Source organism: Pseudomonas gingeri (assembly GCF_013385635.1).
Lineage (GTDB): Bacteria > Pseudomonadota > Gammaproteobacteria > Pseudomonadales > Pseudomonadaceae > Aquipseudomonas > Aquipseudomonas gingeri_A.
In genome coordinates this window covers 45,298-70,028 of record NZ_JACAPR010000043.1, presented here as the reverse complement: position 1 = coordinate 70,028, position 24,731 = coordinate 45,298, and the positions used below count along the sequence as shown (strand labels likewise).

General features: G+C 63.7%; 21 protein-coding genes. 4 read left to right on the top strand and 17 right to left on the bottom strand.

The window, feature by feature from the left end:
* Nucleotides 1–16 precede the first annotated feature (16 nt).
* Both tssC and tssB read right to left on the bottom strand, forming a co-directional pair.
* Nucleotides 17–1,558, bottom strand: a complete 1,542-nt coding sequence (gene tssC, locus HX851_RS32445) for a type VI secretion system contractile sheath large subunit (protein WP_177066339.1) — start codon at nucleotides 1,556–1,558, stop codon at nucleotides 17–19.
* A 40-nt stretch (nucleotides 1,559–1,598) separates the two neighbouring features.
* Nucleotides 1,599–2,093 carry a type VI secretion system contractile sheath small subunit gene (gene tssB / locus HX851_RS32440; RefSeq protein ID WP_177057937.1) on the bottom strand — a complete coding sequence of 165 codons (495 nt, stop codon included), beginning with the start codon at nucleotides 2,091–2,093 and terminating at the stop codon, nucleotides 1,599–1,601.
* Nucleotides 2,094–2,578: 485 nt separating this feature from the next.
* On the opposite strand from tssB, the gene HX851_RS32435 reads away from it, so the two are divergent.
* A complete protein-coding gene (locus HX851_RS32435) occupies nucleotides 2,579–3,511 on the top strand; it encodes an alpha/beta hydrolase (protein ID WP_177066329.1) in 933 nt (310 codons plus the stop codon).
* Between the two features lies 1 nt (nucleotide 3,512).
* Here the strand turns inward: HX851_RS32435 and HX851_RS32430 are convergent, their stop codons facing one another.
* Both HX851_RS32430 and HX851_RS32425 read right to left on the bottom strand, forming a co-directional pair.
* Nucleotides 3,513–3,839 (bottom strand): 4Fe-4S dicluster domain-containing protein, encoded by a 327-nt coding sequence (locus HX851_RS32430; RefSeq protein ID WP_177066327.1) that lies wholly within the window; start codon nucleotides 3,837–3,839, stop codon nucleotides 3,513–3,515.
* On the bottom strand, nucleotides 3,836–5,455 hold the full coding sequence (locus tag HX851_RS32425; RefSeq protein ID WP_177057934.1) for an FAD-dependent oxidoreductase: 1,620 nt from the start codon (nucleotides 5,453–5,455) through the stop codon (nucleotides 3,836–3,838). Before HX851_RS32425 ends, HX851_RS32430 begins: the two co-directional genes overlap by 4 nt.
* A 324-nt stretch (nucleotides 5,456–5,779) precedes the next feature.
* On the opposite strand from HX851_RS32425, the gene HX851_RS32420 reads away from it, so the two are divergent.
* A complete protein-coding gene (locus HX851_RS32420; protein ID WP_177057933.1) occupies nucleotides 5,780–6,712 on the top strand; it encodes a DMT family transporter in 933 nt (310 codons plus the stop codon).
* A 20-nt stretch (nucleotides 6,713–6,732) separates the two neighbouring features.
* Here the strand turns inward: HX851_RS32420 and HX851_RS32415 are convergent, their stop codons facing one another.
* The 12 genes from HX851_RS32415 to HX851_RS32360 all read right to left on the bottom strand — a co-directional run bounded on the left by HX851_RS32415 (nucleotide 6,733) and on the right by HX851_RS32360 (nucleotide 21,883).
* On the bottom strand, nucleotides 6,733–8,907 hold the full coding sequence (locus tag HX851_RS32415; protein WP_177057932.1) for a xanthine dehydrogenase family protein molybdopterin-binding subunit: 2,175 nt from the start codon (nucleotides 8,905–8,907) through the stop codon (nucleotides 6,733–6,735).
* Nucleotides 8,904–9,380: a (2Fe-2S)-binding protein gene (locus HX851_RS32410; RefSeq protein WP_177057931.1), complete on the bottom strand. Its 477-nt coding sequence runs from the start codon at nucleotides 9,378–9,380 to the stop codon at nucleotides 8,904–8,906. The genes HX851_RS32415 and HX851_RS32410 overlap by 4 nt, the downstream gene beginning before the upstream one ends.
* 211 nt (nucleotides 9,381–9,591) lie before the next feature.
* Nucleotides 9,592–10,932 (bottom strand): carbohydrate porin, encoded by a 1,341-nt coding sequence (locus HX851_RS32405; protein ID WP_177066325.1) that lies wholly within the window; start codon nucleotides 10,930–10,932, stop codon nucleotides 9,592–9,594.
* 179 nt (nucleotides 10,933–11,111) lie between these two features.
* Complete coding sequence (locus tag HX851_RS32400) at nucleotides 11,112–11,870, bottom strand: SDR family NAD(P)-dependent oxidoreductase (protein ID WP_177057929.1); 759 nt, start codon at nucleotides 11,868–11,870, stop codon at nucleotides 11,112–11,114.
* A 53-nt stretch (nucleotides 11,871–11,923) separates the two neighbouring features.
* Nucleotides 11,924–13,384, bottom strand: a complete 1,461-nt coding sequence (locus HX851_RS32395) for an NAD-dependent succinate-semialdehyde dehydrogenase (protein ID WP_177057928.1) — start codon at nucleotides 13,382–13,384, stop codon at nucleotides 11,924–11,926.
* Nucleotides 13,385–13,400: 16 nt separating this feature from the next.
* Nucleotides 13,401–14,741 carry an MFS transporter gene (locus HX851_RS32390; RefSeq protein ID WP_177057927.1) on the bottom strand — a complete coding sequence of 447 codons (1,341 nt, stop codon included), beginning with the start codon at nucleotides 14,739–14,741 and terminating at the stop codon, nucleotides 13,401–13,403.
* Between the two features lie 42 nt (nucleotides 14,742–14,783).
* A complete protein-coding gene (locus HX851_RS32385; RefSeq protein ID WP_177057926.1) occupies nucleotides 14,784–15,965 on the bottom strand; it encodes an acetyl-CoA C-acyltransferase in 1,182 nt (393 codons plus the stop codon).
* Nucleotides 15,965–18,043 carry a 3-hydroxyacyl-CoA dehydrogenase NAD-binding domain-containing protein gene (locus HX851_RS32380; protein ID WP_177066323.1) on the bottom strand — a complete coding sequence of 693 codons (2,079 nt, stop codon included), beginning with the start codon at nucleotides 18,041–18,043 and terminating at the stop codon, nucleotides 15,965–15,967. Before HX851_RS32380 ends, HX851_RS32385 begins: the two co-directional genes overlap by 1 nt.
* 35 nt (nucleotides 18,044–18,078) lie before the next feature.
* The gene (locus HX851_RS32375) at nucleotides 18,079–18,867 is read right to left on the bottom strand and encodes a crotonase/enoyl-CoA hydratase family protein (RefSeq protein ID WP_177057924.1); all 789 of its coding nucleotides are present in this window, start codon (nucleotides 18,865–18,867) and stop codon (nucleotides 18,079–18,081) included.
* On the bottom strand, nucleotides 18,864–19,685 hold the full coding sequence (locus tag HX851_RS32370; RefSeq protein WP_177057923.1) for an enoyl-CoA hydratase-related protein: 822 nt from the start codon (nucleotides 19,683–19,685) through the stop codon (nucleotides 18,864–18,866). The genes HX851_RS32375 and HX851_RS32370 overlap by 4 nt, the downstream gene beginning before the upstream one ends.
* Nucleotides 19,675–20,901 carry a CaiB/BaiF CoA transferase family protein gene (locus tag HX851_RS32365; protein WP_177057922.1) on the bottom strand — a complete coding sequence of 409 codons (1,227 nt, stop codon included), beginning with the start codon at nucleotides 20,899–20,901 and terminating at the stop codon, nucleotides 19,675–19,677. The genes HX851_RS32370 and HX851_RS32365 overlap by 11 nt, the downstream gene beginning before the upstream one ends.
* Before the next feature lie 181 nt (nucleotides 20,902–21,082).
* Nucleotides 21,083–21,883, bottom strand: a complete 801-nt coding sequence (locus HX851_RS32360) for an IclR family transcriptional regulator (RefSeq protein WP_177057921.1) — start codon at nucleotides 21,881–21,883, stop codon at nucleotides 21,083–21,085.
* Between the two features lie 199 nt (nucleotides 21,884–22,082).
* Between HX851_RS32360 and HX851_RS32355 the strand changes: the two genes are divergently transcribed.
* On the top strand, nucleotides 22,083–23,234 hold the full coding sequence (locus HX851_RS32355; RefSeq protein WP_177058108.1) for an iron-containing alcohol dehydrogenase: 1,152 nt from the start codon (nucleotides 22,083–22,085) through the stop codon (nucleotides 23,232–23,234).
* Nucleotides 23,235–23,284: 50 nt separating this feature from the next.
* Entirely contained in the window at nucleotides 23,285–23,731 is a 447-nt protein-coding gene (locus tag HX851_RS32350; RefSeq protein ID WP_177058107.1) for an acyl-CoA thioesterase, read from the top strand.
* Here the strand turns inward: HX851_RS32350 and HX851_RS32345 are convergent.
* Nucleotides 23,717–24,727 carry a LysR family transcriptional regulator gene (locus tag HX851_RS32345; protein ID WP_177057920.1) on the bottom strand — a complete coding sequence of 337 codons (1,011 nt, stop codon included), beginning with the start codon at nucleotides 24,725–24,727 and terminating at the stop codon, nucleotides 23,717–23,719. The genes HX851_RS32350 and HX851_RS32345 overlap by 15 nt on opposite strands.
* Between the last annotated feature and the right edge of the window lie 4 nt (nucleotides 24,728–24,731).

The window sequence follows — 24,731 nt, the reverse complement described above, 5'->3', positions numbered from 1 at the left end:
TCTCCCTACGGACGCGTCAGGCTTTCGCCTTGGGCATCTGTGAAACCAGCGACAGATTGACGTCCATGCCTTCCACCTGGAAATGCGGCACGGCATACAGCTTGACGCGGAAGAAACCCGGGTTGTCCTCGATATCCTCGACGATGACCTGCCCTTCACGTAGCGGATGCGATGCCTGCAGGTCGTCGCCGGGATCGGTCATTTCGGTTACCAGGCCACCGAGCCATCTGTTCAGTTCAAGCTCCAGCAGCCGGCGGTCCTTGGTGGTTCCGATGTTCTCGCGCTGGATCAGCTTCAGATAATGGGCAATGCGCGAGAGCAGGAAGATATAGGGCAGGCGTGCATTGATCCGGCTGTTGGCGGTGGCGTCGGCGGTGTCATACAGCGCCGGTTTCTGCGCCGAGTTGGCCGAGAAGAAACAGGCGTAATCGCGATTCTTGTAGTACGACAGCGGAATAAAACCGAGATTGGCGAATTCGAATTCGCGGGTTTCCGGAATCATCACTTCCGAAGGGATCTTCACCTGATTACCTGTTCCCAGGTCGTACAGATGAATCGGCAACTCAGTGACCGCGCCGCCTGACTGGGGCCCACGAATCTGCACGCACCAACCGTTGGCGATAAAGCTCTTCACCATATTGGCCGCGAAGGCGAACGATGCGTTGGTCCACAGGTACTTGTCGTGATCGGGCCCCTTGACGCTTTCGACGTAATTGAAAGTGCGCACCGGAATGGTGTCCGGCCCATAGGGCAGGCGCCCCAGCACGCGCGGCATGGTCAGGCCGATATAACGCGCGTCGTCACTGTCACGGAAAGCCTTCCACTTGATGTACTCCGCGCGGTCGAAGTAGTTACCGATGTCCTTGATGGCGGCCACTTCCTCCATCGATTCCTTGCCAAAGAACGCCGGGCCCACGGAGCCAATGAAAGGCATGTGCGCGGCGGCCGCGACTTTGGAGATGTTGCGCAGCAGTGCTATGTCCTGTGGGTTGCGGTCAAACTCGTAGCTGGAAATAGCCGCGGCAATCGGCTCACCACCCGGCGTATCGTATTCCTGAGTGTAGGTATGAACATACAGGCCGCTCTGGGCGATCTCCGGCGCATCCTCGAAATCCTGTATCAGGTGATCCTTGCTGATATCCAACAATTCAATGCGGACATTCTGGCGAAAGTCCGTCTGGTCGATCAGCGACTTCACCCCACGCCAGGTTGATTCGACACGCTTGAAATCAGGATGGTGCATCACTGCATCCAGTTGACGACTGCTCTGCGTATCCAGCGATGCAATGTGTTCATCCAACAGCGTTTTATCCAGACGTTCGACTTTCTGCGAAGCGCCCTTGAGCAAGTTGAGAAACACACTGACCGCGGCGGTAACCCGCTCATCGGTAGACGCCTCGGACAATGCCTCACTACTCTGGAAAGTTTCGATTCCCATCAACGCTTCAACCGGTTTCAGGTTGATCTTGTTGAACAGGGTTTCATATACACTTTTGTTTTCTTCAGACAATACTGTAGCGCCGCGCGATTGCGCGTCGGAATACTCTGTGGACGTCATGAAAACTTCCTTTTAAATAAACCTGGGTAAACTAACGACCTTATTGCGCAGCCAGCACGGCCAGTTCGGATTGCAGCTCATCACTCAGGGCATCATCCTTGAGAATGCGTTCCAACTCGCGACGGAAGGTGGCGTTATCCAGCAGGTTCGACTTGAGATCGCGCAGTAGATTGCGCATGGCCAGCAGCACCCGCAGTTGGGGTATTTGCCGCGCCACCTGCTCCGGTTCGAAATCCTTCATGCGCTTGAAATGCAAATCGACGGAGACATCACGGGCGTCACCGGCCAAGGTATCTTCCACCGCCAGCCTCAGACCCGGCGCGAACTCGGCCAGAACATTATCGAAATTATTCTTGTCGATGCCGACTTTTTTCCTTTCGGATAATGCGTTCTGCTCCCTGCCATTGCTGTAATCCCCCATCAGCATCAGCTTCAAGGGCAACTCGATTTTTTTCTGCGCACCGCCGGTGTGCAAATCGAGTTTGATATTGATACGTGCCTTGGGCACTTCATTCTGAAAACTGCTTGCAGCCATAGTTCCTCCAGTCATCGACACAACAGCCCGACGCTATCGCATCATCAAAAAACACTGGAATTCATACCCATTAGCCGACCCATACAAAAAACCGTCGACCACAAGCAAAAAAATTCCCTTTCGTACTATCGTTTTCCACCCAGACACAATGAATTGTCTCAAGCACGTATTCCAAGCCCCCAAGACAACATCAAGACGTTTCTACAGCGCTAACGGAAATTGCCTACATCCCATTACCCAACAAAAACAATGAACATAAACCGAAAACATACAACCACTCGAGACTTGAAAACACGGGGTTCATGTGGATCGTTTCACAGCAGAACCTGTCCTCACAGGTCTGATCCAGAGCCGTTCGAATCAATCGGTTGTCGAGGCAGGCCGGCCCCACAGAGGGGAAATCCATTCGTCAATACCGAGCATAAACTGGAACCTCATTCGCCAACCCCGAGCCTGCATCGGGGTTGCCACACAAGGAACCCTTTATGGCATTCACTCCCCTTGTCCAGGCCCGTCTCGACGCCTGGGTCGCATCGGCCGCCGACTTCGGCCCTTTTCTCCTGGGTCAGGAAACGACCACCACCCTTGACCAGCAACGCCAGGCCTACGAACAGGTGCTGTCCTCGCACCCGATTCCCGAGGGCGTTACCACCCATGCCATCGATATGGGCGGCATCCCCGGCGCCGTGGTGATTCCCGACGGACTGCAAGGCGAGCGGATTCTTTTCTACATCCACGGCGGGGGTTACGTGGGCGGCAGTCCCAAGGGCTACCTGGGCCTGGCTGGGCACTTCGCCAAGTTGCTGGGGGCCAAGGTCTTTCTGCCGGACTACCGCCTGGCCCCCGAGCATCCTTTCCCGATCCCGATCGATGACACCCTGGCGGCCTACCGCTGGTTGCTCGATCAGGGTAACGACCCACGCTCCATCGTGTTCTCGGGGGATTCGGCCGGCGGCGCGATGGTCGTCTCGGTGATGGTCAAGGCACGCAACGCCGGCCTGCCCCTGCCGGCGGGCGGCGCGGCGCTGTCGCCATGGGCCAACCTCGCGCATACCGGTGCTTCCATCGACAACCGCGACGGCCTCGACCCGCAGGCCTCGCGCCTGGGGTTGACGTTACTCGCCAAGGCCTTTCTCAACGGTGCGTTGCCTACCGATCCCGATGCCTCACCGGTGTTCGCCGATGTCCGGGGGCTGCCGCCGATTCTTGTGCAGATCGGGGAAAACGAAGTGATGCTCAGCGACGCCATGCGGCTCGCCACCCACCTGGGGGAGAACCGCGTACGGGTGTCGCTGGAGGTCTGGCCGCAGATGTTTCACGTCTGGCATCTGTTCGCGGCGATTCTGCCGCAAGGGATGCAGGCGCTGGAAAACGCGGCGCTGTTCCTCGACCAGGCCATCCGTGGCCGGGCCCGATGAATCAGGCCTTGCCCAGCAGCTGATAGCTCTGGTCGGCGCTGGCCGTGGACTGCCGGCCCTTGCCCCAGCCCACCGCCTCGCGGTAGCTGCCCAGCCACTGTTCGGCCTGCCGGGCGATCTCGACGCCAGTGGCCGGCCGATCGGCGTAGGGCGCCACGAACAAGGCATCTTCCGGGCAGTAGACTTCGCACATGTAGCAGGTCTGGCAGTCATCCTGCCGGGCGATCCGTGGTGCCTGCCCCGCCACCGGCGCGAAGACGTTGGTCGGGCAGGCCAGGACGCAGATGTTGCAGCCGGTACAGCGCTGGGCGTCGATGAGTTCGATCATGCCGCCTGCCCCGCGAGAAGTTGTTCGTCCACCGGTGCCAGCGGCTGGTGGCCGGTCCAGACTTCGTCCAGGCCGCCACTGAGCACCCGATGGCGTTGGGCCGAGTCGAGACCGGTGTAGTCGCTGCGCCGATGCATGCCACGGCTTTCGGTGCGCTCCAGGGCGCTGCGATACATCCAGCGCGAGACCGCCAGCATCGCGCTGGCTTCGCGCAGGCGCAGGGTCTGCTCGCGATCCAAGGCCGGTGCCGCAGCGCGTACCCGTTGCCACAGCGTGTCGAGCCGACCCAACGAGGCCTGCAATTCGTCACCGCGCCGAAACCAATTGCGCTGGTACGGGAAGACTTCGTCCTGCACCGCCTTGATCAACTCGCCAGGGTCCAGTTGCCGTCCCCGGGCATCGAGCAGACCCGCGCCCCCCTGCTCACGCAGATGAGTACCGACCGACAACCGGTTGCCCCGGGCGAATTGCGCCGCACCGGCCCCGGCCCAGAAACCGGAAGACAAGGCCCAGGCGGCATTGTGGCTGCCCCCTCCGGTAAAACCGCCACAGATCAGTTCGCGGGTCGCCGCATCGCCGGCAGCGAACAACCCCGGCACGCTGGTGGCGCATTGCTCGTCGACAATGCGCAGGCCGCCGGTACCGCGCACGGTGCCTTCCAGGCGCAAGGTCACGGGAAACAACTGGCTGAAGGGATCGATACCGAGGCGGTCGAACGGCAGGAAGAAGTTCGGTTGTGCCAGGCGCATCTGGGCCTGGGCCTGGGCGTCGGCCTTGTCCAGCCGTGCATACACCGCTTCGCTCTGCAGCGCCTTGGCAATCACACTGCGCCCTTGCGCGGAACCGGCGCCCTGCATGAGCCGGCCATCGCCATGATAGAAGTTCGCCCACTGGTAAAACGCCGACTTGGTCACCGAGGCGAATGCCGGGCAGAGGCCATAGGCGTTGGAAAACTCCATGCCGGAAAACTGCGCACCGGCTTCGGCTGCCATCAGGTGCCCGTCGCCGGTCAATACATTGCAGCCCAAGGCGCGGCTGAGGAACGCACAGCCCCCGGTGGCGATCACCACCGACGCCGCTTCCACCCGCCATTGCTGATGTTTCTGCCGCGAGATGCCCGAGGCACCGCTGACACGTCCGTCAGGGTCGGTCAGCAGTTGCAGGGCCGGACTGTGGTCAAGAATACGCACGCCGGCCTGCTTCACCCGCTTGCGCATCAGGCGCATGTATTCGGGGCCCTGCAAGGACATGCGGCGCTGCTCGCCATCACTGTCCAGCGGGAAGGGATAGCCCCAATCGGCAAGGGTCTGCATATTGCTGTAGGTCTGCGCGAGCACGCGATCCATCCAGGCCGTCTCGGCCAGATAGCCGCCCCTGGCATAACGACTGGCCTTGGCCGCTTCGCGCTTGCGTACATCGGGTTCGACGTACCAGACCGCGGTGCCCGACGGCGCCGTGGCCCCGGACGCGCCGCAGTAGCCCTTGTCGGCCAATACCACACTTGCGCCCCGGGCAGCGGCGCTGATGGCTGCCCAGGTACCCGCCGGCCCCCCGCCGATGATCAGCACATCGGCACGCCACTCCCGGCCGCCCACGCGCTCTTGCAAACCTGACATGTTGGTTCCCCCCGTTGGATTCGCTGGATTTCTGGATAGAGCGAGCCCGACGACAGTCAGGTGGTTGATGGCGTTGCAGCCGGTATTCATACAGTAACGCCGTCGCAGAGGCACCGGCCAAAATGTTCTTTGCTTATAAGACACAGCGTCTTTCCCAGACGGGAATGAAGCAACGCCACCGTCCATGCACCCGTACCTGTGAAGTTTTTCTTCAAAGGGCATCCCTGCACAGAGGGGTTCTCCGTCGCTTGAGGCGCTTCTACCATGAAGTCCCCGCTCCCGGGCAATGAGGCTTCGAGGGCGCACAGGAGCAATGAACACACCATGCCAGGCCAGACTGCGCTGATATCGGATTTACCGGCACATCGTCGTGAACTTCACTACGGGATTGCCTGCGGGTCGATAGCGGCGATTATCTGGGGGGCGTTCCTCGCGGTTTCACGCCATGGCATGGGGGTCGGGCTGCATGCCGCCGACCTTGCGTTCATTCGCTACGCCGTCGCCGGTCTCCTGCTGCTGCCCTGGCTCCTGGGCCATTCGCCGCGCACCTTGGCCGGTATCGGCTGGCGACGTGGGATTCTCCTGTCACTGCTGGCCGGCCCACTGTTCATACTGATCGGCGCCAGCGGCTACCTGTTCGCGCCACTGGCCCATGGCGCGGTCATCCAGCTCGGCGTATTGACGCTCATGAGCGTCTGCCTGGCGGCCCTGTTGCTGCGCGAACGGCTGAAGAGGTCACGGATCATCGGGCTCTGCATCATCATCGCCGGCCTGATGAGCATCGCCGGGCCGGGCCTGCTGGCTGCCCACTCCCGGGCCTGGATCGGCGACCTGCTGTTTGCCCTGGCCGGGTCGATGTTCGCTGTTTTCACGATCCTGATGCGGAGCTGGAAACTCAATGCCTTCGCCACCACGGCGGCGGTCTCGGTGCTCAGCGCCGTGGTCTATTCCCCTCTGTACATCATCGCCATCGGCACGCAACGCCTGTCGGCGGCACCGATCGCCTTGCTCATCGAGCAGGGGGTCGTACAGGGCCTGCTCTCGGGCATCGTCGCGCTCTTCGCCTTCGCCCGGGCCGTGCATTACCTGGGCGCCGGCCGAGCCGCACTGTTTCCCGCACTGGCGCCCGCCGTGGCAATCCTGCTCGGCGTGCCGCTGGTCGGCGAACTGCCCACGACGGGCCAGTGGTGCGGCCTGGCCATCTGCACGCTGGGCTTGCTGATCGCCTTGCGCGGCGGCGCAACCCGAGCGCGCTGAATCCGCGCTCAGCGGCGGGCTCAGGCGCTCGCCAATCTGGCGCTATCGACAGGCAATTGACGCAGGCGCTTGCCCGTCGCGGCAAATACCGCGTTCACCAGCGCCGGAGCAATCGTCACCGTCGACACCTCGCCAATTCCGCCGGGCGTCTCGTCGCTGTCCAGCAGATGGGTTTCGATGCTCGGCATCTCGTTCATCCGCAGGACCCGGTAGGTGTCGAAATTGCCCTGCTCGACTTTTCCATCCTTGAAGGTGATGTTGCCGAACAACGCCGCGCTCAGGCCAAAGACCGCCCCGCCCTGCATCTGCGCAACGATGCTGTCGGGGACAATGGCGCGCCCGCAATCGACCACGCAGGTCACCTTGTGCACGCGGACCTGTCCGGCGGCATCGACACTCACCTCGGCCACCTGGGCGGCATAGGTGCCGAAGCAGAAGGTCAGCGCCACACCCCGGCCGCGGCCTTTCTCCAGCGGAGTGCCCCAGCCCGAATGCTGCGCAACCGCTTCGAGCACCTTGCGCGCACGCGGATGCTTATCCAGCAGCGCCAGGCGATAGGCCACCGGGTCCTGTCCGGCACTGGCCGCCAGTTCATCGATGAAGCCTTCGACCATGAACACGTTCTGCGTATGCCCGACACCGCGCCAGAAACCGGTGGTAATGCCTGCGGGCGGCTCATGGCGGATATAGCTGACGCCGATATTCGGGAAGTCGTAGGGACCGCTCGGGTCGCGTATGGCATCGCCGTCGATGCCGTTGGTAAACCGCGCCGGCAGCCAGCGCGCCAGAATCGACGAGCCCGTCACCTTATGGGTCCAGGCCGTCGGCCGCCCAGCGGCATCGAGCCCGGCGCTCAAATGGTTGAAATGGTAGGGCCGCAGGGTGCTGTGGCGGGTGTCTTCCTCCCGGGACCAGATGACCTTGAGCGGAAACTCGACCTGCTTGGCGAAGGCCACCGCCTGGGTAACAAAGTCCACATCGAGACGCCGGCCGAAGCCGCCGCCCAACAGGTGGTTGTGCACCTGGACCTGGGACTCGGCCAGGCCGGTCAATTGTGCAGCCACCGCCTGCGCACGTGCCGGCACCTGGGTCCCCAGCCAGAGATCGCAACCTTGGGCCCGGACATGCACGGTGCAGTTCATCGGTTCCATGCAGGCGTGGGCCAGGAACGGCACCTGGTAGACCACCTCGAATTTCTTCTCGGCCTGAGCCAGCGCCTGCTCGACATCGCCGACGTTACGCACCACGGCACCGGCCGCCCGGGAAGCCTGCTCGATGGCCTGGAGCATTTTTTCCGTGGAGAACTGCCCGTTGGCGCCGTCGTTCCAGCGAATTTCGAGCAAGGCCAGCGCCTTGCGCGCGGCGCCCATATGCTCGGCCACCACCGCCACGGCGTTGTCGATCCGGATGACCCGCAGCACGCCCTTGACCGCCAATGCCGCGCGATCATCGACACTGGCGAGACTGCCGCCGATCACCGGACAGGCCGTCACCGCAGCGACCTTGACCCCTTCCGGACGGACGTCGATGCCATACAGGGCCGTGCCATTGACCTTGGCCGGCGAGTCGGTGCGCTTGCGGGTAAGGCCGATCAACTGGAAATGTTCCGGGCTTTTCAATTCGACCTTTTCCGGGACCGGCAAGGTCGCCGCCTTCTCCACCAAATCACCGTAGGCCAGGGACCGCTGGCTGGCCTCATGGCGGACAACCCCCTCGCTGGCCACGCAACTGCTGGGAGCAACGTTCCATTGCAAGGCGGCGGCCTGGAGCAGCAGGGTACGGGCGGTGGCGCCGGCCTGGCGCAAGGGCTCCCAGGCGCTGCGGATCGAGGTCGAGCCGCCGGTGACCTGAAAACCCAGTAGCGGATTGGCATAGCGCTTGTTGTCCGCCGGGGCATGCTCGATCAGCACCTGGTCGAGCCGCACCGCCAGCTCTTCGGCGATCAATACCGGAATCGAGGTGTAGGTGCCCTGCCCCATCTCGACCTGGGCAATGGTGAACGTCACCTTGCCCTGGCGGTCGACGCGGATAAAGGCGTTGGGTTCGAACGGCGCGTTGCCATCGGCCAGGCTGGTACCGATGGCCCCGGGCAAGGCCAGGCTCAGCAACAGCCCGCCGCCGCTGGCCGCACCGATTTTCAGAAAGCCGCGCCGGGACACCATGTCGCCGGCAGTGGTATCCAGCCGGATGCTCATGCGCCCACCTTGACGAAGCTCGCCCCGGCTGCCTGGCGGATCGCCGCATGAATGCGCACATAGGTGCCGCAACGGCAGATATTCCCGGCCATGGCGTTGTCGATATCACTGTCACTGGGGTTGGGATTGCTCGCCAGCAGCGCCGTCGCCGACATGATCTGCCCGGATTGGCAGTAACCGCATTGCACCACTTCCAGGGCCTGCCAGGCCTCCTGGATTTTCTTGCCGGCAACGGTCTCGCCGACCGCCTCGATGGTGGTGATCTCGGCCTGGGCCAGGGCACTGACCGGCATCAGGCAGGAGCGGATCGCCACGCCGTTCATGTGCACGGTGCAGGCGCCGCACAGTGCCATGCCGCAACCGAACTTGGTCCCGGTCATGCCCAGCAAGTCACGCAGGACCCAGAGCAGCGGCGTATCGTCATCGACATCGACCGTGTGCACGATGCCATTTATCTTCAATGTCTGGGTCATGTTCAGCTCCTGCCAGTCGATGGGTCAGCGGTGCGCCAGGCGTCGCCGCTGATCAAAATGCTATCGGTCATCCTAGGGCCTACTCATGCCCCGGAGAATCGATGCCGCCTTCAGAGCCTTTGAAGCCCGGCTAACAAGGCGGGTCAAATGTCGCGTTGGATGACGACGAGGCCCGTTGCAGGCCCCCCGTCGACTCAAGAGCGGCGCGTCCCTAGAAGTTGCTCATGACCTGCACACCCAGGACCACCGAGTCATCGACCTGATAAGCACCCCCCGGATTGGCCAGGTACTGGATATTCGGGCGTACGGTCAACCACGGGGCCACCTTGATGCCGTAATGCAGTTCGGCGACGTATTCGGCGGAACGTTCGGGCTGATAGCGCGGGTCGTTGTAGTCGGTGAGATTGCGCACCTGGTTCTGCAGGTCGATACGCTTGGCAAACGCCGGGTTGACATGCAGCGCACCCACCGCGAAGCCCAGGTCATCCTCGGGGCGCGAAGCAAATACCCCGGTATAGATGGCACCCAGTTCCACCTGGTAATCCATCATCGAGGTGGTCTTGTCGTTGGCCGAGTAATGGGCGAATAGGCTCAGGCCACGACGCGGATCGCCAGCCTGCGCGGTGATTTTCTGCCGGGCGTAGGCATACCAGCCCTGCTTGTTGTCGCGTTCGGCCAGGGGCAGGCCCGTCAGGGGTTGTGGCGAGCCATTGCGGTCATCCAGGGCATCCGTGGTTTTTGCGGTGTTGTAATAGGCACCGAGTTTGTACATGCCCGGGTAGCCGGCGCCAAACAGCGGGTTCCAGCCCAGTTCGGTCAGGTAGGTCGTACCGGTCCGCCCGCTGGTATTGAGTTTGAAACCGTTGTTCGGTTCCAGCTCCGTGGGATTGAACTCAAACGCGCCGACCTGCCAATACGTCTCTTTGTTGAAGTTGTACTTGACCCGGGCCGCCCACTGGCTGACGGGAGCGCTGTACCAGACCTTCGAGCCGTGCCCACCCAAGGCACCGCAGAAGGCCCAGTTCTGAAACTCGCAGCCGACGGTGTCGAAGTCGTCGCCCACGGGAATCCGGCCAAACTTGATATCCAGCGCCTTGTCGAAAAACAGCTGCCGATACCACATCCTGGTCAGGCGCCAGGTCTGGCCGGCACCATAGATTTCCTGAGTGGAGGATGAGATGTAGCCCGCTCGCGGGTCCACCAGCCGGTCATTGGTGATGTCCCGGCCGCTGCGCTCGGTGAGCGTCAACTGGAAATCGGCATCCTGGATGCCAAGAATCTTCTGCAGGTCGAAATGCGAACTCAGGGCGAACTGATCGGCATACCGCGCCGTGCGATCATGGTCATAGCCGCCTTTGATATTGGTCGCCACTTCCGGAATATAACTGAGACCGAAGTCGTAACCCTTTTCCTGCAACTCCCGACGCAAGCCGCCCCAATCGCCCAGCATCCAGGGCGAGGCCGTGTCGAAGGCCTCCGCCGATAGCGCCGACTCGCTCAACATCACGGTCCCGGCCAGCAGAAAAGCAGTTGAGCGCGATGAAACCTTCATATTTGCCACCTTTTATTATTGGATTTATCAGACAAAAAGAATCCGCAGCTTCGAAGTACGAAACTGTTTTTTAAAGCGTTTATCGGGTTTGAGTTAATGCGTTACATGAACTTTCATGACGGCCTCTTCATTGCACTTCGTGTTGCGCCGCCGAGCGACGCAACACGGGTGCGGCCGTGCTACAGGCATCGCCCTCCGTCGACAATGATGTTCTGCCCGGTCATGAACCCGGGCGCTTCGCTGGCCACCCAGACCACCGTTTCGGCGATCTCCTCGGGTTGCCCCAAGCGGTGCAGCGGGATGTTCGGCAGGTAGCGCTCCATGGCCGCGTCCCAGGCTTCATCCGGTTGCAGGAACTTCCTGAACATGGGGGTTTCCAGTGAGCCGGGAGCCACCGAATTGACCAGGATGCCGGCGTCCGCCAGCTCCAGTGCCAGGGTCTGGGTCAGGGAGATCGCCGCGGCCTTGGCCGCGCAATAGGCGCTCATCCCGGGCCGGGCACGACTGCCGGCCACCGAGGTGACATTGACGATGCGCCCGCTGCCCTGCTCGCGCATCAGGGGCACCGCCGCCTGGGCAAGGTGGACGATCCCCATGAGATTGACGTCCAGCACCTGGCTCCAGAGTTGCGCCGAAACCGCCTCGAAGGGCAGATTGGCCTGGGGCATGCCGGCGTTGTTGACCAGTACATCCACTCGTCCCCAACGCGCACGTACCTGATCGATGGCCGCACGCACCTGCCGCGCATCGCAGATATCCACCCGTGCCGCCAACACGCTCAGGCCGCTGGGGTCCAGCAATGCGGCCTGGGTCGCGGCCGCGTCGCCATCGATATCCAGCAATACCACCCGGAAGCCCTTCTGATGCAACAGCCCGGTCGTCTTGAGACCTACGCCACTGCCGGCGCCAGTGACGACGGCGACTTTTTCAACAGACATGATGTTCTCCCTCTTGGCCGCCCCGCTCATGCGGGCGACCTGATCGACAAGATTCAGCGTGCAACGCCGCGAACCGGTGGGTGTTGCAGGACGACCTTCTTGCGGAGGTACGCCTCCAGGCCCTCGATTCCCGACTCGAAGCCATGCCCGGAGGCCTTGATTCCGCCAAACGGTGTTTCGGTGCGCGAAAGCACCGTGGTATTGACGCCGACCATCCCGGCTTCCAGGACATCGCTGACGTAGGTCGCGTGGTCCAGCGACTCGGTAAAGACAAAGGAGCCCAGGCCATAACGGGTGTCATTGGCACGCACCAACACCTCATCGCGATCACTGAAGGTAGTGATCGGCATGATCGGGCCGAACGCCTCTTCCACCAGCACCCGTGCCGCATCCGGGACATTGGCCAGCACGCTCGGCGCGAAGAAGTAGCCGTCGCGCTCCAGGCGCTTGCCGCCGGCCAGCAGGTCGGCCCCGCGCGCCCGTGCGTCATCGATCAGTTGCTGCATCACCGCCAGCCGCCGGGCATTGGCCAGCGGCCCCATCTGCGTGCCGGCCTCGATACCGGGGCCTACCCGCAGGTCCCGGGCGAACGCCTGCACCGTGGCGGCAAAGCGTTCGGCGATGCGCTCGTGCACATAGAACCGGCTCGGTACATTGCAGACCTGCCCGGCATTGCGGAACTTGGCCGTGGCGCAGAGCGTGGCGACCGCCTCGACATCGACATCGTCGAACACGATCACCGGGGCATTACCGCCCAGCTCCATGGTGGTCACCAGATCGTTGTCCACCGCCAGGTGCCCGAGCACCCGCCCGACCGACAACGACCCCGTCAGGGACACCTTGCGGATCACCTTGCTGCTCAACAGCCGCGTGGAAATTTCCGCCGGGATACCCAGCAACAGGTTCGCCACGCCCGCCGGCAACCCGGCCTGTTCCAGGCACTGGAAAATGATCATGGCCGTCGCTGCGGTTTCCTCCGAGGCCTTGATGATCGCCGTGCAGCCGGCGGCCAATGCCCCGCCCAGCTTGCGGGCCACGGTCGTGGCGGGAAAATTCCACGGGGTGAACGCCGCCACCGCGCCGATCGGCTCGTTGACCACCAGCAGGCGAGTGTTGGCCGCACCGGGAATCACCCGGCCGTAGGCCCGGCGGCCTTCTTCGGCGTACCAGTCGAGCACATCGGCACTGACCTGGATTTCCATCCGTGCCTCGCCCAGCGGCTTGCCTTGCTCCAGGCAGAGGATCGCCGCTGCTTCTTCGGTGCGTTGGCGCAACAGTCCGGCGGCCGTGCGCAGGATCTGGTAACGCGCTTCGGCGCTCTTGCCGCGCCAGCCGGGCAAGGCCTCGTCCGCGGCGGCCAGGGCCGCATCGATATCGGCCGGCGAGGCGTGGCGGTAACGGCCCAGCACCTGTTCGGTGGCCGGGTCGAGCACCTCTTCGACGGCCTGCCCGCCGCCTTCGACCCAGTGTCCGGCAATGAATTGATAAATCTGCGGATAACTCGCAATGCTCATGAAGGACTCCAGTGCGTTAAACGGTCGGCATAGGGCGATTGGCGGTTTCGGACACCGTCAAGGCCACCAGCAGGGAAAGAAAAGCCATGGCCATCAGGATCCAGGCCGGGGCATGGGGCACGCCGGTTACCGAGATCAGCCAGGTGGCCAGGTACGGCGCGCTGCCGCCGGCGAGAATCGCCGAGAAGTTGTAGCCCAGGCTGAAGCCGCTGGAACGCACCCGGGCCGGGAACATCTCGCAGTAAGCGGCCAGGATAACCCCCAGGTAGGCGGCTTCGATCTGTCCGAGCACGATCTGCGAAAAGAACGCCGCACCCACCGAGTTCTGCATGAACAGGAACAACGGCCAGGCCAGCAACAGATTGGCGACGCACACGCCGATCAGGATCGGTCGCCGACCGATGCGGTCGGTGATCTTGCCCCAGACCGGAATGGCCACCGCCGCCAACAGCAGCGTCAACGTCGTCGACCAGGCCGCCAGCCCCGGACGCATGATGCCCTGGCGTTCGAAGTAGGTGGCCATGTAGGTGAACACCAGGTAGTAGGAGGCGAATGACACCAGGGTCAGGCCGAACACGGTGAACACCGCCCGAGGGTGGGAGACCAGTGCCGACAATGCCGGGATCTTCGCGACCGCGCCCTGCTCTTCCACGGACTCGAACTGTTTCGACTCCTCCATCCTGCTGCGCACGATCAGGGCGGCAATCCCCAGCGGCAGGGAGATCAGGAACGGAATCCGCCAGCCCCAGGACAGGATCTGCTCGTCACTGAGCCCCATGTGCATCAGGCCGACACACAGCGAGCCGAGCATGGTGCCGACCAACGTACCGACCTGGGTGGTGCTGGTGAGAAAGCCGCGACGGGCATCCGGCGCCACTTCCGCCACATAGGAGCCGGCGCTGCCCAGTTCGCCGCCGGCCGATAGCCCCTGCACACAACGCAGGACGAACAACAGTACCGGCGCGGCAATTCCGATACTGGCATAGACCGGCAGCAGCCCGATCAGGGTGCTGGCGAACGCCATGCCGACCACCGCCACCGTCAGGGCCGGGCGCCGGCCATAGCGGTCGCTGAGGTGGCCGATCAGGATGCCGCCCAGGGGACGGGCGACAAAGGCCGCGCCAAAGACGCCCAAGGTGTAGAGCAGTGCCGCGGTCGGGTTCTGGGCCGGAAAAAAAACCGCGGCCAGAGTGGTCGCCAGGAAGGCGTAGACACTGAAATCGAAGTACTCGACCACGGTCCCGAACGCGCCGGCCAACACCACCCGGCGAATGGACTGGCGACTGGCGTCGGGCGTCGTTGCTGATGACGTCGGCGCCGAAGCCCCGGCCATCACACCGTTATTGACTGTGTTCATAAGAAAGCTCTCGTGTTGTTGTTTTTATTGAAATTGGCGGTCTCAGACCACTTCGAACAAACCGGCTGCGCCCATCCCTCCGCCGACGCACATCGTCACTACCACCCAGCGCGCGCCACGTCGTCGTCCTTCGATCAGGGCGTGACCGGCCAGGCGCGACCCCGACATACCGTAGGGATGGCCGAGGGCGACCGCGCCGCCGTTGACGTTCAGGCGTGCGTCGTCGATGCCCAGTCGCTCCTGGCAATACAACGCCTGTACGGCAAAGGCTTCGTTGAGCTCCCAGAGATCGATATCGTCGACACGCAAACCGTGCCGCGCCAACAGGCGAGGCACCGCCAGGACCGGCCCGATGCCCATTTCATCCGGCTCGCAACCGGCCACGGCAAAGCCACGGAAATACCCCAGCGGCCGCAGGTTGGCCCGCTCGGCCCGGCGGGCGTCCATGAGCACACAAGCCGAAGCGCCATCGGACAACTGGCTGGAGTTGCCGGCGGTGACACAACCGCCTTCGATCACCGGCTTGAGCACAGCCAGCCCTGCGACGGTGGTGCCGGGGCGAATGCCCTCATCCTCGCTCAAGTGACAGGCTTCGCTGCCGACCTGACCGCTCTCCTTGTCGCGCACCTGACGCCACACCTCCATGGGCGCGATTTCGGCGGCAAACCGGCCTTCGGCCCGGGCCCGCTCGCTACGCTGCTGGCTGCGCGCGGCAAAGGCGTCCTGGCGCTCCCGGGAAATGCCGTAGCGCCGGGCAACCACCTCGGCGGTCTCGATCATGCTCAGGTAGATCGAAGAGTGTCGGGCCAGCAGCCAGGGGTCCTGCGCCATGAAGTGATTCATGTGCTCGTTCTGTACACAGGAAATGCTGTCCAGGCCTCCGGCGATCACGGTTTGCGCATCGCCACAGGCGATCATCTGCGCGCCCATGGCAATGCTCTGCAACCCGGAGGAACACAGGCGATTGATCGTCGCACCGGGCACCGATACCGGCAGCCCGGCACGCAAGGCCACCTGCCGGGCGATATTCTCCCCGGCGGTGCCTTCCGGGCGACCGCAGCCCATCAGCACATCGTCTATCTCGCTGGCATCAAGGCCCGATCGCCTCAACGCATGTTCCACCGCGTGCCCGCCCAGCGTCGCACCGTGGGTGGCATTCAGAGCACCGCGATAGGCCTTGCCAATGGGCGTGCGGGCAGTGGAAAGAATCACGACTTCGTTCATCAGCGTTCTTCTCCTTCGTAGGCCGACAGGCGGGCACCGCGCTGCGCCATATTGCCCAGCAGGCGCGGCGGGGCCCAGAACGCAGCGTCATCCTGGGCGGCACGCCGATTCAAGCGTTCGATCAACGCCGGCAACCCGGCCTCGTCGGCCTGAAACAGCGGTCCGCCCTGTACACGAGGAAAACCGTAGCCGTTGAGGAAGACCGCATCGACATCCGAACCCCGTTGGGCCACGCCATCTTCGAGCAGGCGGATACCTTCGACACTCAATGCATCCAGGCAGCGACTGACGATCTCCTCATCAGTGAACGCCCGGGGCATGACACCCCGTTCGCGCCGGTAGGCCTCGATCAATGCCTGTACCGACGGGTCTTCGACCGCTTGCCGACTGCCTTGCGGGTACGCATAAATACCCTGGCCGCCCTTGAGGCCGAGCCGACCACTTTCACTGACGCGGTCGAGCCAACCGGACCAGCGCTGATCCGGGTAGTCGCGGTATTGCCGCTGGCGAATGCTGTAGCCGACATCCAGGCCCGCGAGATCGGCGACCCGCAACGGCCCCATGGCGAAGCCCCAGTCCTGCAGGGCGCGGTCCACCTGCATCGGCGAGGCCCCCTCTTCCACCAGCAGCGAGGCCTGGCGCAGGTACTGGTGCCACATGCGATTGCCGATAAAGCCGTCAGCGCTGCGTGCCACCACCCCGACCTTGCCGAGGGTCCTGGCCAGGCCCAGGGCCGTGACCAGCACCTCATCGCGGGTCGCACGACCGCGCACGATTTCCAGCAGGCGCATCACCGGTGCCGGGCTGAAGAAATGCAGGCCCAGGACTTGCCTCGGACGGCGGGTGAACCCGGCGATATGGTCGATATCCAGGGTCGAGGTGTTGCTCGCCAGCAACGCCTGCGGCTTCATGACCCGATCCAGGGTTGCGAATACCGTCTGCTTGACGGCCAGGTCCTCGAACACCGCCTCGACCACCAGGTCCGCGTCGGCAATCGCCTCGAAGCGGTCATGTGGCTCGATCCGCCCGACCAACTGCCGCGCGGCCCCGGCACTCAGGCGGCCCTTGTCCACTTGTGCCTGGTAGTTCTGGCGAATGCCGGCCAACCCACGCGCCAGCGAGTCCGGATTGACATCGAGCAGGCCGACGGTAAACCCGGCATTGGCGAAGCACATGGCGATCCCGCTGCCCATGGTGCCGGCACCGACCACCGCGATCTTGTGCAGGGCCAGCGGACGTGTTCCGGCCGCCAGCCCCAAAAGCGTACCGGCGCGGCGCTCGGCGAAGAAACCGTGGCGCAGGGCGGCCGACTCGGCACTGCGTTCCAGATTGGCGAATGTCGTGCGCTCCAGGTCCAGCGCGGCCTCGAACGGCTGGTGCACGGACGCCTCGACGCACTGCCGCAAAGCCTGCGCGGCACGGCTGGCGGCCCGTCCGGAGAGTGCCGGCAGTGCCTGTTCGACAACCTGCCGCGCGCAACTGCGGCGCACGCCTTTACCGCTGTCGAGCAAGGCGGCGAACCAGTTGAGCGCCTGTTCGCGAACCTCGCCGTCACACACCTCATCCACCAGGCCGAGGCCCAGTGCCCGGTCGGCATCGACCGGCTGGCCGCCGAGCATCATGTCATAAGCCGGCTCAAGGCCGATCAGCCGGGGCAGACGCTGGGTACCGCCGGCACCGGGAATCAGCCCCAGGTGAATTTCCGGCAACCCCAGGCGGGAGCGGCGGCTGGCGATGCGCCAATGACAGCCCAGGGCCAACTCCAGGCCACCGCCCAATGCGTGCCCATCGATGGCGGCCAGTATCGGCAGATTCGCGTTCTCGATCCGCCGGATCAAGACGTCCAGGGAAGGTTCGGCGTGGCTGGCCGGCAAGTCGAACTCAGCGATATCCGCCCCCGCTGAAAAAGCCCGTCCGCCCGTCCCCATCAGCATGATGCCGCGCACCGCCGGGTCGGCCAGGCAGCGTTCCAGGCGTTCGCCCAACGAACGCCGCAAGGCATGGTTCAAGGCGTTCACCGGCGGGTTATCCAGCGTCAGCAACGCAATCCCTGCGTGTACTTCATAAAGTGTCGTCATGGCAGGAAAATCCTGAAAAAGTGAAGCCGCAAGGGTCAGCCGATACGGCGAACAATCGCCTCGACCCGCTCACGGTGGTCGTCGGTGGCATGGGCCAGCGCCTGGAACGCCGCGGACATTTCCAGGATGGTTTCCAGCCGTGCATGGGCCGACTCGCGCATCAAGCGCTTGGCCATGCGCAACGCGTGACCGGGATTGACGGCGATGCGCGCGGCCAATGCCCAGGCTTCATCCAGCAGCGTCTCGTGTCCGACCACCCGGGAAACCAGACCAAAGGCCAGGGCCGTGGGGGCATCGATCGTGTCGCCGGTGAAGGTCATTTCCGCAGCCCGGGCAACCCCGATGGCCCGCTGCAGCAACCAGGCCCCGCCATCACCGGGAATGATCCCGACCTTGACGAAACTCTCGGCAAAGGTCGCCTTTTCGCTGGCGATGCGCAGGTCGCACATGCACGCCAGGTCCAGCCCGGCACCGATGGCCGGCCCGTTGATCGCGGCAATCACCGGCACCTCCAGGCGATGCAGGGCCAGAGTCACGCGGTGGATGCCTTCCTGGTAGCGGTAGCGTTCTTCAATGGGCTCGGCGGTGCGGTCCTGGGCACGCTGGTGCATCAGCTTGACGTCGCCGCCGGCGCAGAATGCCTTGCCGGCGCCGGTCAGTATGGCGACGCGAATACTCCGGTCAGCCTGGATCCGTGCGCAGGCGCGTTCGATGGCATCGAACTCACGGGCGGTGCTCAGGGCATTGCGGGTATCCGGCGAATTCAGCGTGAGCAGAACGATGCCGTCCCGTTCGGCAACAGTGACAAAAGGAACATCAGTCATTGGGTATCTCCAGAAAACCGGGGCAGGCGTTTCTCGCGAAACGCCTGCAGTCCTTCTTGATGGTCGGCACTGCGCCGTGCAACGTCGAGATCCTGCTGGCTGCCGCGAACCGCTTCGAGCAAGGTCTGTTCATGGGCGGCCCAGGCCTGGCGCTTGATCACCGCCAGGGAACGCGGCGAGCAACGCTCCACCAGCGCCAACAGATAGTCTTCGACATGCGCGTTGAAGCCCTCGCCATCGACCACCTGATTGACCAGGCCCATTTGTCGCGCTTCGAGCGCCTCGACCAGGCGACCGGACAACAACAGGTCATTGCTCGCTCCCGGCCCGATCAAGCGAGGCAGCCACCAGGCAATGCCATATTCGGCGACCAGGCCAACGCGGCTGTAGGTAAACCCCAACCGCGCGCGGGCCGAGGCGATACGGATGTCGCAGAACGCCGCCAGCACCAGCCCGACGCCCACCGCCGCGCCGTTGATCGCCGCGACGATCGGCTTGCGGGCCTGGATCAGGTAGCCGAAGCGAAAAGCCTCCAGGCTGTGCGGTTCCAGGCTGTAGGGAAGCTGCGCCGGCAGCGCCGGCGATACGCTCAGGTCGGCCCCGGAACAGAAACCTTCGCCCATGCCGCTGATACAGATCACGCGACAATCGGAATCGCCCTCGGCACGGAGCACGCAGGTACGCAATTCGGCATCCATGTCCGCGCTCAGGGCATTGCGTCGTTCCGGACGATTGAGGGTGATCCAGGCCACGTGGCGATCCAGCAGATACAACACCGAGGGGCCGTTTTCCCGGACAACCGCGGAATCATTGACCATGGCGCTTTCTCTCGGACAACACCACGCCCTGACTGAGCATCTGTTCGATCTGCGCGTCCGAATAGGCCGCCTCGCCGAGGATCTGCCGGGCATGCTGGTTGTATTCCGGCGGGGCGCTGTGCACCTGTCCCGGAGTGCGGGACAACTTGATCGGAATCCCGGTGCTCTGGTACTCGCCAAGCTGCACGACCATCTGGCGATGCAGGGTATGAGGATGGCTCAGGGCCTGATCCACCGATTGCACGGCACCGGCGCCCACGCCCACGGCCATCAGCTTCTGGCAGATATCGACGCCTTCGAAATGCGCCAGTTGCGCTTCCATGGCATCGGTCAGTACACGACGGTTGACGATGCGCCTGGCATTGCTGGAAAAGCGCTCGTCCTCGGCCAGTTCCGGCAGTTCCAGCACCGCGCACATGCGCTTGAACTGGTTGTCGTTCCCCACCGTGATCAGCACCGGCTGGGTCTTGGTCTGGAACAGGCTGTAGGGCGAAATGCTCGGATGCTCGTTGCCGGTCAGTCCCGGCACCTTGCCGGACATGAACCAGTTGGGCGCATGAGGGTGCAACAGGCTGATGGCGGTGTCGTAGAGCGTCAGGTCGATATGCTGGCCCTGGCCGGAACGATCGCGTTCATAAAGCGCCAGCAGGATGCCGATCACCGCGTTGCTGGCGGTGGACATGTCGATCACCGGAATACCCAGGCGCAGCGGACCGCTCTGTGGCGTGCCGTTGGTCGACACCAACCCTGACCACGCCTGGGCCATCAGGTCATAGCCCGGCTGGCCGCCGAACGGGCCGTCCTTGCCGAAACCGGTGACGCTGGCGTGAATCAGGCGCTCGAATCGCCTGGACAATACGTCGAAGCCGATGCCCCACTTCTCCAGCGTCCCGGGCTTGAAGTTTTCGATCAGGATATCCGCGTCTTCGAGCAGGCGCATCAGCACCTCGCGCCCTTCCTCGAGGGACAGGTCCAGGGCCAGGGTGCGTTTGTTGCGATTGACATTGAGGAAGTAGGCCGAGGCATCTCCCCGGAAGGGTGGGCCCCATTCACGGGTCTCGTCACCCTGCGGCGGTTCGACCTTGATCACATCGGCGCCATGGTCGGCGAGAATCTGCGCCGCCAGCGGTCCTCCCAGCACCCTGGACAAATCGATCACGCGTACGCCCTTGAGCGCACCGGAAGTCGACACTGACGGTCGGGATGAGGTGCCCATAAAACGATCTCCATAACGGTTTCTTGTTTTCACCGCGGCGCAGGGGCCACAGGTCATGTCAACCGATTATGTGCAAGCACTCGCCGGGCAGCGACGGCCTAATCCCACACAGTGGAATTGTCTGTGTCCACGTACTGCGGACCTTCAGCGCCATGCCCCGTCGCTCAGGGACGCCGACCCTCTACGACAAGTCTTCCAGCGAACGGACTTGCGCCAGTTGCTCGCGGACTTTTTGCAACAGTCCTTCGAGCAAGGGGGTCAGTTCGCTGTCGATTTGCCCGGCGGTGAAATCCTGGCTGGCGAAGCTGATGTTGAACACATAGGGCGGTTGATCCTCCAGACCCAGGGGCAAGGCGATGGAGGTGATACCGGCCTGCCATGACGCCTGGCAGACACCCCGACTGTGCACGGCCTTGCGCGCCGCGGCGATCGCGGCGCGCACCTGCTTCCAGTTCTTCGGGTGCCGTGGCTTGAGTTGCTCCAGGAGTGTTTCCAGGGCCGTCCCGGACAGAGTCGACAAATAGGCTTGCCCCAACGAAGTGATTTCAATGGGCACCCGCGAACCACTGGTGACATGGCGGAACAGGCCGCTGCGGTTCTTGCGCACGGACTCCAGGTAGACCATGTCCGTCTGGTCGGCGACGGCCAGGCCCACATTGATCTTGTGACCCTCGGCAATTTCGCGCATCAGCGGCTGGGCCAGCTTGAGGATCTCGGACTCCAGGCGCAGGGCATGGGCCAGGCTCAACAGCGGCGGACCGAGGCGATAGGTGCCGCGCTGCAACTCGTATTGCAGGAAACCGTTTTCCACCAGCGTCTGGGTCAGGCGACTGATGGTCGAGCGTGGCAGGCCGGTCAGTTCCACCAGTTCGGCATTGCCCAGCGACGCCACACCGGGGCGAAAGGCCCGCAGGATCAACAGCGCACGCTCGACCGAGCGGTTGGAGGGAGAACTGCGCGACTCGGTGGCTTTTCTGGGCATCGGGACACTCCTGGGTGTTCATCATGATGGTCATGCAACGGTTTACAGGTAGCGCGAGAATGACACTCAAGCCAATCCCACTCAATGGAATTACACGCTACTGCCCGCGAGAGCCGCCATCGATAATCCCTGGACAGCCATGGCTGCCATCTTTCTCCGCGGCATGGCATTACCCACGACCATCGAGAGTCTGCCCATGTTGAAAAGCTTCAGTTTCCAGACCGTCAAATCCCTGCTCGTCGAAGCCGGCGCAGTGAGTCGTCTTGGCGAAATCGCCGAGCGTCACGCCATGCATTCGATCTTGCTGGTCTCCGACGCCGGAGTGCAGCGCCTGGGCCTGCTGGACGCCGCCATTGCCAGCTTGCGGGCCAGCAACATCATTGTGACCCTGTTCACCGAAGTCGAGGCCGACCCTACCGCCAGCATGGTCGAAGCCGCCGCGGCCGCCGCCCGCGCCGCCGGTGCCGATGGCGTGATCGGCATCGGTGGCGGCAGTCCCATGGACGTCGCCAAGCTCGCCGCCCTGCTGGCCCGAGGCGAGCAGACGCTGGACATGGTCTACGGCGTCGACCTGGCAAGCGGCCAACGCCTGCCGCTGATCCTGATTCCGACCACCGCCGGCACCGGCTCCGAAGTCACCCCCGTGGCCATCGTCACCACCGCCAGCGGTGAAAAGAAAGGTGTGGTTTCGCCCCTGCTGCTGCCGGACTGCGCCCTGCTCGACGCCTTGCTGACCCTGGGCCTGCCCAAGCCGGTCACGGCGGCGACCGGGATCGACGCGATGGTCCACGCCATCGAGGCCTATACCAGCCGACGCCTGAAGAACCCGATTTCCGATTGCCTGGCCCTGGATGCCCTGCGACTCCTGAGCGCCAACATTGTCCGGGCCTGCGAGCAGGGCCAGGATGTCGCCGCCCGCGAAGCCATGTTGCTCGGTGCCTGCCTGGCCGGCATGGCGTTCGCCAATGCCCCGGTGGCGGCCGTCCACGCCCTCGCCTATCCCGTCGGGGCGTTGTTCCATGTGCCCCACGGCCTGTCGAACGCCCTGTTGCTGCCCGGCGTGATGGCCTTCAACCTGCCCGAAGCCCGACCGCTGTATGCGGAACTGGCCAGGGCGGTGGTGCCGGATGCCCGGGGCGACAGTGGCGAACTGGCCGCTGCCTTGCTGCGGACCATGACCCGCCTGCCGCTGCAACTGGGCCTGCCGACCCGTCTGGCCGACGTGGGCATTGCCGCCGCCGACCTGCCGAAGCTGGCCGGGGACGCCATGAAACAGACCCGCCTGCTGGTCAACAACCCGCGCGAGATGACCTACGATGCGGCCCTGGCGATCTACCAGGAGGCTCTGTGACCCAGCGGCAGGCCGCACCAACCCGCGACCGCTTTCCCGTGCTGCGCAGGATGCCGACGCGCTGGGCGGATAACGACAGCTACGGGCATATCAACAACGTGGTGTATTACGCCTATTTCGATACCGTGGTGAACACCTGGCTCATGGAGCAAGGGGCCTTGCAGTCCCTGGAGGCCGGCGCCGAAACCATTGGCCTGGTGGTCGAGACCCAGTGTCGTTACTTTGCCTCGGCGCAGTTTCCCGATGTGCTGGAGATCGGCTTGCGGCTCGCCCATGTCGGCACCAGCAGCGTTCGCTACGAGTTGGCGGTGTTTCGCGACGACCATGACTTCGCCGTGGCACAAGGGCATTTCGTGCATGTGTATGTGCACAGTACGAACCGCCGGCCGGTGAAGGTATTGCCCGGCGCACTGCGGACCGCGCTGGCGATGCTCGAATCGATGCCGATGGGTTTCAAGGCCCTGGTCGAACCCGATGGTTTGTCAGTCCCGGGCTAAGCCTGACGGGGCTCGCGCCTCCTCGGAGAAGTCAGCAGGGCTCTCACCGCCATCAGCGCTCATGGACGGTTCAGTGGCGTCGCTCAGGACATCCCAGTAGGGCGGGGAGCCGAAACGTTCGACAAGGAAGTCGACGAACGCACGGACCTTCTTCGACGTCCGACGCCCCGGCAGGTATACCGCGTAGATAAAACCGCCATTGCCGCCCAGTCCCGCCTCCCAGTCGGGCAGGACCACGCGCAGGCGCCCCGCCTCGATATCCGCACCGACGAGCCAGCTCGGCAGCAGTACCAGCCCCATGCCGCCGACCGCCGCTTCGCGCAGCACCTCGGAATTGTTCGTGCGCAGATTGCCGCTGACACGGACGACCTGCTCGGAACGTCCCGAAAAGCACCAGGTGCTATGGCCCCGGGTGTAGGAAAAGGTCAGGCAATTGCGCTCGGCAAGCTCTGCGGGCGCCTGGGGTTCGCCCCACTGTTCAAGGTAATCGGGGCTTGCGCACAGCAGCCGACGATGGGGTGCAATCTTGCGTGCAACCACACTTGGCGTTTCGGCGCTGCCGAGACGAATGGCCAGGTCCAGGCGCTCACCGACCAGGTCGGCCCTGTCGTCCGACAGCGAGAGATCCAGTCGAATGCCGGGATACAACCTGGAGAACGCCGCGATGGCCGGGGCGATATGCAGGCGCGCGAAGGTCACGGGAAGGCTCACCCTCAGAAGTCCCCGGGGCGGCCCCGCCGCCTCGCTGACCTCGAGGTTGGCGTTTTCGAGGTCACCCAGGATACGCACCGCCTGCTCGAAGTAGCTCTCGCCCATGCTGGTCAACGTCACGCTACGGGTCGATCGGTTGAGTAGCTGGGTCCCGAGACTTTTCTCCAGCGCATCGACCTGACGTGTCACGGACGAAGTGGCGACCCCCATCCGCCGACCGGCCGGTGCGAATCCTCCACCCTCGATCACGGCCACGAATGCTTTGAGCGCTGCGAATGTGTCCATGAAT